Origin of the sequence: Taibaiella lutea (assembly GCF_008629695.1) — a bacterium.
Taxonomy (GTDB): Bacteria; Bacteroidota; Bacteroidia; order Chitinophagales; family Chitinophagaceae; genus Taibaiella; species Taibaiella lutea.
Map to the genome: position 1 here is coordinate 147,757 of NZ_VWSH01000003.1, position 13,632 is coordinate 161,388.

The window sequence follows — 13,632 nt, forward strand, 5'->3', positions numbered from 1 at the left end:
TTAAATAAATTAAGGGGAAAACCGAAACAAATTTAGGGAAAAACATTGCTAAGATTTAATAAAAAAAGAGCCGGAAGTTCCGGCTCTTTACTAAAAATATATTGTGTGGGATTAACGTGACCACATGTCATCATCTTTTTCACGCAAAGTCTCTGTTACTTCACCGCCTTGTTCTAAACCTCTAAGTCCTTTTTCAAAGGTTCTTCCGTCAGGATTATCAGCAGTAGATTTAATCACATAACTTGCAAAGTATCTGCCATCAAAATAATCTGCCCAAGACATTCTGTGTACATCATTTTGTGGGTTGTAAACTTCATAGTTAACCAATAATTTTCTTAATTGGTCATAGTTCAACCAGAACATCGGAGATGAACCAACATATAACCCTGTGCTTTCACTTTTGATATCGACCATAGGTGCAATTCCCACGATACGAACAACCATACGACCTAAGTTTCTGTCAAAAATCCAGTCTTCTTTAATACGATATTGAGTAACGGAGTTGATGTCAAATTCTTTATGAATCACTTTCAATTCCATTTCACCGGTTTCGATATTAGGTACTTCTATCGTATCTGTAGTTCCACCTATTTGTTTTTCAAGGCTCGGCATATCCAATGCAGTAGTAAACCTGTCATCGATGTTACTGTAAGCATTTACTTTCCCTTTTCTTACAGCATCAATTAAGATCTCAATAAACGCACCACCACCAGAATACTCGTCACCTTCAAAGATAAATGCCTGGTTTTGCTTTTGCCTAACATCAATCACACGCCAAACTCTTCTTTTCCATGCAACATCAATTTCTCTGATTGAAGTCTGATCCAATGATCTGTTAACGTGAGGGACAGCGTCAATTGCTCCGTCCTTTACCAGAGAAGGTTTCCAATAAGCATTTACAGCATCAGTGTTTGGAGTCGTTGATGCAGGATCAACTGTGCCAGGTCCTTGTGCAAAAACCGCGCCGGAACACAACACAATGCTTGCAGCAAAACTATATTTTTTCAAGATATTCATCTTCATTAGTTTATTATAAAGAGATCAATTAATTTAAAGTTAGAACAATCGGGTTAATAGAGCGGACTTTTTTATCAGGCCCAACTGCTTTAATACTTTCAAAGAAAACTCTATCACCAGGTCTTGCTCTTTGCATAACTGCTTGGCAAGCCTCGTTAAATCTGTTACCGTTAACATCAATTACCTGCAAATCGCCTACTCTTGGTGCGTACATAAATCTAAAGGCAGTAACTTTAAATTGTGTTTCAAAATCGAAGTTTTCCAATTTAGCAATAACACCTGGTTGAGCTTTGAAAACAGCGGCATTAATAAGACCACTAACCTTATTACCCACAGTAGCGGTAGGGTCAGGAATCAACTTCACACGAATTTCACCACCACCAATTTTGGCCGTTGCACCTCCGGTACGGGATTTACCCATAATTGCCCATTGAAGCTTGCCAACAGTTGTAACATTAGCAATATAATGACCTTTACCGGTTGTAGACAGATTAGCGCCAGGAACTGACAATGATACATCTTCAATATTATAACCTGATGCTGATAGTGTAATCGGATTATCAACTCCGATATACATTACATTCATTTTATCCAGTTGAAGAGATGCTCCTGCTGTACCAACCATGTAATTGAATTCGTAAGGGAAACTTTCCATTTTTCCATTCAAAGGTACTGTAATTGCTCCTTTTCTGGTTTGCATACCAACACCAGCAGCTTGAAACTTCATTGTACCAACACCATCTTTAACCTGAACACCTGGTCCCATATTTGTTACCATAGTCTTGTTATAGGCGGCAAGTATAATAGTTGCTTCAATTTCCTGTCCTACTAATGCATAGCTGGTTTTAGGAGTTGCCACAGCAATAACGTTATCAAATTTCAATACTGCCGCATCCACTTGTCTCAATAGATTTTCTACTACTACAGATTCAGAGTTCTTTACGTCATTCTTAAATTTAGACAACATTGCAATAGTAGCTACAACCGGAATATTGTGGAATGTTCCGAATGACCAATCCCCTGTCGGATTTTCATCGCTCTTTTCAAGGTCAGTTAATTGGATTGGTAAATCTGCTTGTAAACTTGCTTTTGCAGTAGGATTATCAATCTGGTTAATTAAAAACGCTTTATAATCTTCTAATTTTTTACGTAAGGTAGCGCCTTCTTTTTCTTCAACAAAAAGCTTTGTTGAAACATCGATATTATCCAACCCTTTCAATTCTTGCTTACCATTACTTCCTGTCTCATAACCGCCGGATTTTTCAACTACCATTTTAGAAAGACCATCCAGATATGCCATCATCTTTTCAGCTTCAGCTTTAACAAGCAAAGCCTTTTCTCTTGGCTTTTCAGCTCTTTCTTTAGTTTCAGGATCTTTAGCTAAATCATCAAATGTTTTATAAAACTGCTGATTTTTACCATCAATTGAAGTAATTGATTTTTCAATACTTGTATTAATAGTCTGGAAAGCGGTAAGTACTTCTTTTGTAATATTTAGGGCAAGCATTGCTGTCAACACCAAATACATGAGGTTGATCATCAACTGCCGGGGATCTTTAGGTAAAGCCATCCTTTAAACTTTTTCTTATTGTTTAAATCTTTAACAAGGATTATAACAAAGCGTCAACCACCTGAAATTATATCCGATTGCTATTTAATGAATAAAAATAATTGTGCTTTTTATTAGCGTCCTTGCATTGCGCTCAGCATATTACCATAAATACTGTTCAATTGAGTCAGATTCTTAGATAACATAGCAATTTGCTCTTTTGCATTTACTGCATCTGTAGCACTTGAAGCCATTGCATCAGAAGCATTCACCAAATTGCTATAGAATTTATTCATTGCTTTCAAGTGATTGTTAGCATCTTGTAATTCTACTTCATAAATCTGATTTAATGAACCAAGATTTCTTGATAGAACCTGTACCTGATCGTGGAATTGGGCAGTACTGTCAGCAGCATTGTTGAAAGATTGCATTGTACTTGTAGCACCGATGAAAGTATCTTTCATCTGACCTAAAGCATCTGCAGCTTCACGAGCGCTTTGAGAATAAGAACCGGTTGCAGCTGTAACATCTGTAATATCTTTCATTTGATTTACAGTAGTATTGAAGCTTTGGAAATTATCACTTAAACGTTTCAAATTAGCCGGATTCAAATTAGCTTCTTCTAACATTTTATCCATATGAGCAGTAGTGTTGCTGCTTGAAGCAGAAGAACCGATTGCTGCTGTAGGAGGTGTAAATTTCACACCTTTCTTGTAAGCTTCTACATGTGGGTTCTCATCCAGATTAGGATAATAACGTTCCCAATAGTAATCTTTATGAGGAGGCAAAATACCTAATAAACAAAAGATAAATGCTTCTGTACACATACCAACTGTCAACATCAAACCTGCACCTGGCCAGTGTTGTAATTTAAAAAGCGCACCTAATAATACGACACCCGCACCTACACCGATGATAAGATTTTTAAGATATTTACCTTGCTTGGTTTCAAAAAACAAAGATATTGAGCCCATTTTCAAAAATTGATTTTACGATTGATTGATTGAATTAATTTTTTATAAAGTCCACGCCACTAATGATAAACTATCTTGAAGCTCTTCCCGGTTCGTTAGTTAAAGCACCTGCTACCTGAGTGTAAATACAACGGAAGCCGATATATGCTTTTGCAGTATCTGCATATTCATAATCTCTGTTGCTTACATTTAAGTAAGGCAAAGGATCTCTCCAGCTACCACCTTTTACAACAACTCTGCGTTGCCATGTAGGATCAGTTTCATTAAGTTTTGCTCTGATATCAGGATTGATGTCTGCGGTCATGTTAACACTATATCCACCTTGAGAGTAAATAGAGCGTGTCCATTCTGCAACGTTACCTGACATATTATATAAACCGTAGTCATTAGGCCAGTATGCATTTGCACGTACTGTGTAAAGACCACCATCAGCAGAATAATCTCCGCGGTCAGGTTTGAAGTTTGCTAAGTAACAACCTTTTTGGTTCTGAGCATAAGGTCCGCCCCAAGGAAATGGAGATAATTGGCGGCCACCACGAGCTGCCCACTCCCATTGACTTTCGTCAGGTAAGCTGAATTCACCTTCAAAGTATAATTTTCTGCTTTCGCGGGCACCTTTCCATAATTGTGTACGCCAGTTACAGAATGCATTTGCCTGAATCCAGTTAACACCTACAACTGGATATTCATCAAAAGCGGAGAACCAGTTATATTGACGGGCAATAGGTTCATTGTTAGAGTAAGCAAATTGCTTCACCCAAACAGTAGTATCCGGATAAACAGCAACAGTTTGTTTTGTATCGAACGTAGAACGAGGTTGTCCCGGATTCATAATAGAAGCGGTCAAGTCGAACTGACGCACTACATACATATATTTTTTTACGTCCAATTCCTTCTTACCGGTTCCCGTTTGAGACGCATCAATATACATGCCGGCCAGTTGGTCTTGCACATCCGCATCGCTCCATTTTACTTTAGTGGACCAATCGATTTGTTGAGTACCATCTTCGTTATCTTTAAACTCCCCTAATGTAGTTTTTGCAATAGAGTCACGAACCCAGTTGGTAAACTGACGATATTCAGCATTGGTAATCTCAGTAGCATCCATGTAAAAACCAACCATATTATAGGTTCTCACAGGCGCATCCAAAGAATTCTCAATATCCTGATCGCTATATCCTGATTTCATCACACCGGAATTTACATAAACCATTCCAACCGGTGCAGGAGCCCTGTAATTAGTTCTGTTGCTATAGTCGCCTACTAACTGACCTTGCGAAGTAGGCTGCCCACAACTTGCTGCAAACATAGCCATCGCCACTGTGGCAATACTCAGGGAGAGTTGTTTCATCTTTGTGTTTTTTGTCATTGTTATTGCTTCAAACATTTGGTTGGATTTTCAGCCTTCCTTTTTATTTTATATCAATCAGAATACCGAAACCTTGTAAATTTTGAATTACATATTTCTTGTAAATCCTGTAATAAGCTTATTCAATTCTGCTCGAAAGATAATCATTCTTTTTAAAAACAAATGCTTTGTCGTAAAAATTTCAATTTCCTTCGTTGTTCTTAATCTTTATCAGGCAGCATCCCTTCCATTTCCTATTTATCACGCCCGCTACAATAATATTTAATGTTATTCGTTTATACTAAACAGGTTTAATCTTATTGCTTCAGAACCAATTTCTTTGCAATGGGTCACAATATTCAAATAAATTTTTGAAAATGCAACAATACCGTTAAAATTTTTTTCTTTCTCCACATTCAGATGTGAAAAGAAGGGCTAAATAAAGAATTTTTTTTCTGCAATCCAACTGTTCTTCCATTTTTTATTTAAAAAAGAAATTCATAAGCACATTATCAAATTATTTCACGGACTCAAATTCCTTAATAGTTATAATTTCAAATCGTCGATTTCACTTACAGGCATCCGGCACGCAAAATCTTTACACAGATAAATCAAAGTCTTATCTTCCTGTAATTTTCCTTTTGTAGCAATAATATCCCGTTCCTCCTGTTTCGTTGCCAAAGTATAGGCTTCAGGATGAAAATATGCCCGCCATTCTTCTAGTTTGAGATTGGCATCCTTTCCGCAAATCAATACCTGTTTCAATCCTTTTTGATACCGCTGCATCTGAACAGCCCATCTTGCAAAAGAAGATGGATATCTTAAGGAAGATTGCAATTGGGCGAGCATCATTCCTTCACTTTGTTCCAGCCATTTTCCCGATTCCATAAGATTACCAAGAATTGCCAATTGCTCCATTAAAACGGCATTGGCAGATGGTGTTGCGCCGTCATATAACTCTACTTTTCTCACAGGTATATCTTTCTGAATATCAGATGAAAAATAATAGAAAGTGTGGTCTTCAGTGAGAAAATGCGTTTCAACAAATTGCAGCCATTTATTTGCCTCTACAATATATTCCGGCTTAACCATTGCAGAAGCCAGTGTTGTCAAGGCTTTTACTAAATAAGCATAATCGTCCAGCTTTGAGGGAATAGTAGCCTTGCCATTTTTAAAAACATGCGCCAAACCTTCTTTGTCCTCTATCTTAAATGCTTGTAACATCCAATCCATATGTCTTTCGGCTTCGCGGATATAATGTGTTTCATTCAAAGCCAATCCCGCATCCACCAATGCAATATTCATCAGTGCATTCCATGATAATAATATTTTATCGTCTGTTCCGGGACGTATCCTTTCCTGCCTTTTATAAAACAATTTGCCTTTTGCATCTTTATAAATTCTCTCCCACTCCTCTTCTTCCATATTAAATTTTGCGAGGATTGCATCCTTGCTTTCCGCCACATTCAGAATATTGGTTTCTTCCCAATTACCCTCTTTTGAAACACCAAAATAAGCAAGCAAAGCGGAATGTGCATCCGGCAAAATTTCATTCCACTGCGCCCATGTCCAGGTATAATATTTACCTTCCACACCTTCAGAATCCGCATCCAGCGCACAATAGAATCCTCCGGATTTATCATCCTTCAATTCCCGGTTACAAAAATCAATAGTTTCAATAATAACTTTTTTATACCTTTCCTTTCCTGTAATTTTATATGCCTGGCTCAATACCGAAATCAACAAAGCATTGTCATAAAGCATCTTTTCAAAATGTGGCACCAGCCATTCCCTATCAGTAGCATAGCGTGAAAAGCCTCCGCCAATCTGGTCATAAATACCACCTTCTATCATCTTATCCAGACTCAGTAATGCCTGAGATAAGGCATTTGAGGCAATCGCACTTTCTTTATGATAATGAGAAAATTCCAACAAATACTGAATAGAGCCCGTTGCCGGAAACTTAGGAGCTGCGCCAAATCCTCCCCATACAGCATCAGCTTGTTGCAACAAATTATTTGCGGCAAGCGCTGTTTCCTTTTCAGTAATATGTCGTTCTGAAACATTTAAAGAAACAATAGAAGCTTGCTTCAGATGGGCGATCATTTGATTGGATTGCAATTCAATTTCCTCCTGTTTTTCTTGCCAGGCAAGATGCAAAGCCTGTAAAAGCTCCATCCATGAAGAACGTCCATACATGGCTTTAGGAGGAAAATAAGTACCGCCATAAAATGGCTTTTTATCAGGAGTGACAAACATATTCAAAGGCCAGCCCCCTGCCCCGCTCATGGCCTGCAATGCATCCATATAGAGATGATCCACATCGGGATGTTCTTCTCTGTCTACTTTTATGTTTACAAAGTGCTTATTCATGAAATCCGCTACTACCGGGTCTTCGAAGCTTTCATGTTCCATAACATGGCACCAATGACAAGCTGAATATCCGATGCTTACCAATACAGGCTTATGTTCCAATCGTGCTTTTTCAAACGCATCTTCTCCCCAGGGAAACCAATCTACCGGGTTGTTGGCATGTTGCAATAAATAAGGGCTTGATTCAAACTGAAGCTTATTTGGCATATTAAAAATGGATTTTACTTTAGGTGGTAAAGGTAGTCAAGGATAATCTTTTGAATGGTGCCGGCTTTATTAAGAATCATTAAATGCCCGCCGCCTTCAATAGCCTTCATATATTTTGTTCTGCGAAATGGTATAAGTCTGTCCGCGGTACCATGAATTTCAATCAGATGTTCCGGCAATGCCTGATTTTCCCATTTTGACATTGCACTTAATGCCCATATTAGAAAGGAAGCATTCGTATCAGCAATAATTTCAGCTAATATTTTCCTGTCTTCATTTCGATTGATACCCATTAAATATTCAAGAATAAAATTGCTTCTTTTAAGTAAAAATTCAGGAAGGAGCTTTAATACATTAAACTTCATTAGCCAAGGAAAGGATGTATGTAAATCGTCTTTGTTTCGTGCCGAAGAAATTAAGATCAGCGCAGCCGGCTTTATAAGCTTTGAAAGCTCCAGAGCGACCATTCCACCAAAAGACAAACCGATTAAAACAGGTCTTTCATCTTTAATCTGAGGCAATAATCTCTTTGCGTAATCAGATAAAGATTCATCCTTCAAAGAAGCGATCCATTCAATAAATACAAGATTATAACCGGAAAGATATAATCGCTGAAAAGCTCTGTAATCAGCACCCAAGCCGCTTAATAAATATTCATCATAATTCGTTATTACCTTTTCATTACACCCTAGAACTAAATGTAGACAAAAATGAGCTGTTTAATGAATGAGGGCAGCTTAAAATAATAAATAGCCAATTTGTAAAAATATTTTAGACTAATCTAAAATTATATTTAGCTTTGCGAAAAAAGAATAATGTCATTAAGATTTACATTACTATTAATACTCAACATAACAGCGTTGAATGGATACGCACAGACAAGATTCAAAGGAAGAATAACAGACACAACAAATCATAATGCAGTTGCTGATATTTCTATCCGACTGAATGTGATTGATAGTATTTTCATAACAGATGCTCAAGGCAGATTCAATATTCTCACATCTTTAGATTATGATAGCTGCGTTGCTATTATTTCAAAAGAAGGATACAATACGATTACACAAATGCTATATAAAGACCGGGAGAATGAAGTAATGCTTTCCCGGTCTTTACTTGAAGAGGTAGTAATAACAGGCAATTCCAGTCCTGTAAAACGTAGCAGCAGCGCTATTCCTACGGAATTATATACACCTTCATTCTTCCTGAAAAATCCGACACCTTCTTTGTTTGATGCTATGAGTATGGTAACAGGTGTAAGGCCACAGCTTAACTGCAACGTCTGTAATACAGGCGATATCCATATCAATGGAATGGAAGGCCCCTACACTTTAATCCTTATTGACGGAATGCCTGTTGTCAGTGCACTTTCAACTGTTTATGGTTTAAGTGGCATACCTAACAGTCTGGTAGAAAGAATTGAAATCGTGAAAGGACCTACTGCAGCAATGTATGGTAGTGAAGCGATGGGTGGTATGATTAATGTTATAACAAGAAATCCTCAGAAAACGCCTTTTATTCATTTGGACATAATGACGACAACATGGGCCGAAGTCAATACAGATGTCACTTCTAAATTTAAAATCAATAATAAAATCCAATCGTTGCTTGGCATTAACTATTTCAACTATCAACAACCGAAAGACAATAACAAGGACGGCTTTACCGATATGACCTTGCAAAATCGGATTTCCATTTTCAATAAATGGTCTTTTTTGAGAAATGAGGACAGGATTGCCAGTATAGCGGCAAGATATGTGTACGAAGATCGCTGGGGCGGTCAAATGAACTGGGACAAACAATGGCGTGGAAGCGACAGTATTTATGGAGAAAGCATTTATACAAACCGATGGGAAGTATTAGGACTGTATCAATTGCCGGTCAATGAAAAAATAATATCACAATTCTCTGTAATAGGCCACAATCAGGATTCTTATTATGGCAAGACATCTTTTCAAGGCAATCAAAAAGTTGCTTTCGGGCAAATATATTGGGAAAAGAATCTCAGACAACATAAAGCCACGATAGGCACTTCTCTCAGATATACTTATTACAACGATAATACACCTGCTACTGCAAATGAAGCTGGCCGCGACAAACCAAATTCGACTGCGTTAACAGGGCTTTTTATACAGGATGAATGGCATTTTGCATCAAAGCATGATCTGTATTTAGGATACAGGCTGGATTATGACCCGATTTTAAAAGGCATTCATTCACCACGACTCGCTTATAAATGGTCACCTGATAATAGCAATACGTTTAGAGCAAGCTTTGGCAAAGGCTTCCGGGTAGTGAACATATTTACAGAGGATCATGCCGCGCTTACGGGTGCAAGAAAAGTAGAAATTGCGGAAGCCTTAGCTCCTGAAAAATCTTATAACAGCAACCTCAATTATTCGCATACAACATTTATTGGTGGCGGATTTGTGAATATAGATGTATTGGCTTTTTACAGCCTTTTTACCAATAAAATAATCGGTGATTTTGATACTGATCCTGATAAAATAATTTACAAAAACATTGATGGACGAGCTATATCAAGGGGGCTTACAATCAATACAGATGCAACTTTCAGTATCCCATTAAATGTAAGAATCGGTGTAAACTATATGGATGTTTATCAAAAGAATAAAGACAACATTAAAACAGAACAATTATTTGCTCCGAAATGGTCAGGTAATTTTTCCTTTAGTTATACATTACCCAAACAGATTGTTATTGACCTTAGCGGACAAATAAACGGTCCTATGCGATTACCCATACAGCGAAATGACTACAGACCGGAATATTCACCAGTATTTTGCCTGGCAAATATTCAATTCAGCAAGAAAATTGACACCAAGTGGGAAGTGTATGCAGGTATAAAAAACATACTGAATTTCGTGCCTAAAGATACTTATATGAGGCCTTTTGACCCATTTGATAAACACGTTAATGATGCCGTTAATAATCCGAACGGTTATACTTTTGATACAGAATATAATTATGCGCCCTTACAAGGCATAAGGGGCTTTGCCGGCTTGAGATATACACTAAAATGATAGCGGCATCATCATTCTCACTAACCCGTATTCTGGTTTAAACAGCAATTAGTCTTAATTTTGCCGGATGAAAAAACTATTGATATTCGCTTCCTTTATTCTTTTTGCTTTTGCGTCGCAGGCACAGGAAAATACTAAAGAAAAGCTATACGATACTGCTGCGAATCCGCAAACGGATATTAAGAAAGCAATTATTCTGGCAAAAAAGGAACATAAAAATATTTTGCTTCAGGTTGGCGGCAATTGGTGCATTTGGTGCAAAAGGTTTCATCAAACGGTTGCAGGAAATGACACTTTGAATCAGCTGATGCAACAAAACTATGTAGTATTGCACGTGAATTATGACCAATATAATAAGAATGCTTCTATATGGAAAACCTTGGGCTATCCGCAACGATTCGGCTTTCCCGTTTTTGTTATTTTAGATGAAAGCGGTAAGCAAATCCATATCCAGAATTCATCTTATCTTGAAGAGGGTAAAGGTTACAATAATGGGAAAATCGAAGATTTTTTCAATGCCTGGACACCTGCAGCTATTCAGGGTAAAACGCTGAAAGGCAGTTAAACCGTTCAAACAACAAATCAGTACCTTTGCAAACTTGCTTTGATGCAAGTATTAAATTTCACATACATTGAACAAACCGCATTTTAAAAATAATAACCGCTCTTCTGTTCCTAAAAGCAGATTGATTATTGGTCGCAAGCCTTTATTAGAAGCCTTGAATAACGGCGCAAACATAGAAAAGATATTCATATTACAATCTGCCATCGGAGATGAAATTACTTCCATTCGCAAGGTTGCAAGAGAAATGAATATTGCTGTAAGTTCTGTGCCCCAGGAAAAGTTGAACCGCTTTACTATGGCCAATCATCAGGGAGTTGTTGCTATTGGTGGTTTAATAGAATATCAGCCTTTACAGGAAATCATAAGTCAGGTAGTTGACAGAGGTGAAACGCCCTTGATTGTATTGTTAGATGGGATCACAGATACAAGAAATCTCGGCGCCATTGCCCGTTCCGCACATTGCTATGGTGCACATGCTTTGGTAGTGCCTTCTTCCAACAACGCAGCCATTACCGAAGATGGATTGAAAGCCTCAGCCGGCGCACTCGAAATTATTCCTATTTGCCGCATGGCTTCTGTGGAACAAGCAATTGATGTCCTGCATTTAAACGGTATTCAGATTGTAGCAACCGCCTTGCAGTCAAGTGAACCGATACATAAAGTTGATTTGACCAATCCGCTTGCAGTGGTAATGGGTTCAGAAGATAAAGGTGTAAGTGATTTTGTATTGAAAAATGCGGATCATCTTGTTCAGATTCCAATGAGCGGAAACTTTGATTCGCTAAACGTATCAGTAGCAACCGGCATCATGCTATATGAGATTTTCAGGCAGCAGAATAAAGCCTGAATTTCCTGATTTCAGGAACTAAAGAAAGCTTATACCTGCTTAGGATCTGCCTATTAAATTTAAATAAATTAAATTCCTATTTTCGCTAAAGAAAAAGTTACAAAAAATTTTAAATAATGTCAGAAAGTACAGAAAAAGTTCATTGCCTTATTATAGGTTCAGGCCCCGCCGGTTATACTGCGGCTATTTATGCTGCACGTGCAGGAATGAATCCTGTTTTATATTCCGGATTACAACCGGGCGGTCAATTAACGATTACAACAGATGTTGAAAACTATCCCGGTTATCCTGAAGGCGTGATGGGCCCTCAAATGATGAAAGATTTTGAAGAGCAGGCGCGCCGTATGGGTGCAGATTTACGTTGGGGGATGGCTTCAAAAGTAGATTTTTCATCACGCCCGTTTAAGGTTGAAGTGGATGAAGAAAAATGGATTGAAGCAGAATCGGTAATTATTGCTACAGGCGCTTCCGCAAAATGGTTAGGTATCGAATCTGAGCAAAGACTTAACGGATACGGTGTTTCTGCTTGTGCTGTTTGCGATGGCTTCTTCTTTAAAGATAAAGAGGTTGCAATTGTAGGTGCCGGCGATACTGCTTGCGAAGAAGCTATGTATCTTGCAAAGCTTTGCAGCAAAGTTCACATGATTGTTCGCCGTGGCGAAATGCGTGCTTCAAAAGTAATGCAGGAAAGAGTAATGAAAACGCATAACATTCAGGTGTATTGGAACAGCGAAACTGTTGAAATCCTTGGTGAGAAAAAAGTAGATGGTGTCATCATCAAAAACAACCAGACTTCAGAAGTATCAACTATTCCATTAAGCGCATTTTTCGTTGCAATCGGCCATCAGCCTAATTCCGGGTTGTTTAAGGATTATTTGCAATTAGATGAACAAGATTACATTATCACAACACCGGGTTCTTCTAAAACAAATATTGAAGGCGTGTTTGCCTGTGGCGATGTTCAGGATAAAATCTACCGTCAGGCTGTAACGGCAGCAGGAAGTGGCTGTATGGCAGCTTTAGACGCTGAAAGGTATTTAGGCGCATTAGAACATGAGGTAGCAGACGCAGCACATTCCAACGCTTAATCTTTTTGTTTTGTAAAAGTATTATCCGGAATCGTGTAAATGGTTCCGGATTTTTAATTCCGTTGTATGTTTCAAAAAAGATATGAATCACCTTTAGGGATCATCAAAATAAAAGCCTCGGAAACCGGCTTGCAGGAAGTTCTTTTTATGGATGAAGCAAAAGACAATATAATAGACTGGTCGGTTGCTGAAAATGAAATCTGTACTGCAACTGCTATTCAATTAGATGAATATTTTAAAGGCGAAAGGATAATATTTGATTTGCCATTAAGCCCGGTCGGAACCGAATTTCAGCAAAGCGTCTGGAAAGAACTCTTACTGATTCCTTTTGGTAAAACAAGTACTTATAGCGCCATTGCCAATAGTTTGAATAATCCGTTAAGCGTAAGAGCTGTCGGAACATCAAATGGCAAGAACCCCATAGCGATTATCATTCCATGCCATCGTGTAATAGGTGCTGACGGAACTTTAACAGGCTATGCAGGCGGCTTATGGCGGAAAGAATTACTTTTAAAGCTGGAAGGAAACTTACATTACAATCAACCTACGCTTTGGGATGATTAATCTTACAGATAGAACAATATTTGCTTCTTTTGGTTATTAAAACCTATATCGCAAAT

Annotated in this window: 11 protein-coding genes; 5 read left to right on the forward strand and 6 right to left on the reverse strand. The window is 38.0% G+C overall.

Annotated features, from left to right (window positions below; genetic code table 11):
- Positions 1-111: 111 nt before the first annotated feature.
- The 6 genes from porN to F0919_RS11820 form a co-directional block, all read right to left on the reverse strand.
- Positions 112-1,017 (reverse strand): type IX secretion system ring subunit PorN/GldN, encoded by a 906-nt coding sequence (gene porN, locus F0919_RS11795; RefSeq protein WP_190277368.1) that lies wholly within the window; start codon positions 1,015-1,017, stop codon positions 112-114.
- A 28-nt stretch (positions 1,018-1,045) separates the two neighbouring features.
- A complete protein-coding gene (gene porM / locus F0919_RS11800) occupies positions 1,046-2,587 on the reverse strand; it encodes a type IX secretion system motor protein PorM/GldM (protein WP_150032971.1) in 1,542 nt (513 codons plus the stop codon).
- A gap of 113 nt (positions 2,588-2,700) precedes the next feature.
- A complete protein-coding gene (porL, locus tag F0919_RS11805; RefSeq protein ID WP_150032972.1) occupies positions 2,701-3,540 on the reverse strand; it encodes a type IX secretion system motor protein PorL/GldL in 840 nt (279 codons plus the stop codon).
- Between the two features lie 70 nt (positions 3,541-3,610).
- A complete protein-coding gene (gene porK, locus F0919_RS11810; RefSeq protein ID WP_190277369.1) occupies positions 3,611-4,891 on the reverse strand; it encodes a T9SS ring complex lipoprotein PorK/GldK in 1,281 nt (426 codons plus the stop codon).
- Between the two features lie 543 nt (positions 4,892-5,434).
- Positions 5,435-7,468: a thioredoxin domain-containing protein gene (locus F0919_RS11815; RefSeq protein WP_150032974.1), complete on the reverse strand. Its 2,034-nt coding sequence runs from the start codon at positions 7,466-7,468 to the stop codon at positions 5,435-5,437.
- A gap of 14 nt (positions 7,469-7,482) precedes the next feature.
- Entirely contained in the window at positions 7,483-8,106 is a 624-nt protein-coding gene (locus tag F0919_RS11820) for an alpha/beta hydrolase (protein ID WP_190277370.1), read from the reverse strand.
- A 177-nt stretch (positions 8,107-8,283) separates the two neighbouring features.
- Between F0919_RS11820 and F0919_RS11825 the strand changes: the two genes are divergently transcribed.
- The 5 genes from F0919_RS11825 to F0919_RS11845 all read left to right on the forward strand — a co-directional run bounded on the left by F0919_RS11825 (position 8,284) and on the right by F0919_RS11845 (position 13,576).
- A complete protein-coding gene (locus tag F0919_RS11825; RefSeq protein WP_150032976.1) occupies positions 8,284-10,512 on the forward strand; it encodes a TonB-dependent receptor plug domain-containing protein in 2,229 nt (742 codons plus the stop codon).
- A 67-nt stretch (positions 10,513-10,579) separates the two neighbouring features.
- Positions 10,580-11,077, forward strand: a complete 498-nt coding sequence (locus F0919_RS11830) for a thioredoxin family protein (RefSeq protein WP_150032977.1) — start codon at positions 10,580-10,582, stop codon at positions 11,075-11,077.
- A gap of 67 nt (positions 11,078-11,144) precedes the next feature.
- Positions 11,145-11,924, forward strand: coding sequence for a 23S rRNA (guanosine(2251)-2'-O)-methyltransferase RlmB (gene rlmB / locus F0919_RS11835; RefSeq protein ID WP_150032978.1), 780 nt, complete (start codon positions 11,145-11,147; stop codon positions 11,922-11,924).
- Between the two features lie 116 nt (positions 11,925-12,040).
- Positions 12,041-13,012, forward strand: coding sequence for a thioredoxin-disulfide reductase (trxB, locus tag F0919_RS11840; RefSeq protein WP_150032979.1), 972 nt, complete (start codon positions 12,041-12,043; stop codon positions 13,010-13,012).
- Between the two features lie 66 nt (positions 13,013-13,078).
- A complete protein-coding gene (locus tag F0919_RS11845) occupies positions 13,079-13,576 on the forward strand; it encodes a methylated-DNA--[protein]-cysteine S-methyltransferase (RefSeq protein ID WP_150032980.1) in 498 nt (165 codons plus the stop codon).
- Positions 13,577-13,632: the final 56 nt, after the last annotated feature.

What these genes read in the sequence shown, in the direction of transcription:
- porN (WP_190277368.1), bottom strand. Translation starts at nt 1,017, where the DNA reads ATGAATATCTTGAAAAAATATAGTTTTGCTGCAAGCATTGTGTTGTGT.
- porM (WP_150032971.1), bottom strand. Translation starts at nt 2,587, where the DNA reads ATGGCTTTACCTAAAGATCCCCGGCAGTTGATGATCAACCTCATGTAT.
- porL (WP_150032972.1), bottom strand. Translation starts at nt 3,540, where the DNA reads ATGGGCTCAATATCTTTGTTTTTTGAAACCAAGCAAGGTAAATATCTT.
- porK (WP_190277369.1), bottom strand. Translation starts at nt 4,891, where the DNA reads ATGAAACAACTCTCCCTGAGTATTGCCACAGTGGCGATGGCTATGTTT.
- F0919_RS11815 (WP_150032974.1), bottom strand. Translation starts at nt 7,468, where the DNA reads ATGCCAAATAAGCTTCAGTTTGAATCAAGCCCTTATTTATTGCAACAT.
- F0919_RS11825 (WP_150032976.1), top strand. Translation starts at nt 8,284, where the DNA reads ATGTCATTAAGATTTACATTACTATTAATACTCAACATAACAGCGTTG.
- F0919_RS11830 (WP_150032977.1), top strand. Translation starts at nt 10,580, where the DNA reads ATGAAAAAACTATTGATATTCGCTTCCTTTATTCTTTTTGCTTTTGCG.
- trxB (WP_150032979.1), top strand. Translation starts at nt 12,041, where the DNA reads ATGTCAGAAAGTACAGAAAAAGTTCATTGCCTTATTATAGGTTCAGGC.
- F0919_RS11845 (WP_150032980.1), top strand. Translation starts at nt 13,079, where the DNA reads ATGTTTCAAAAAAGATATGAATCACCTTTAGGGATCATCAAAATAAAA.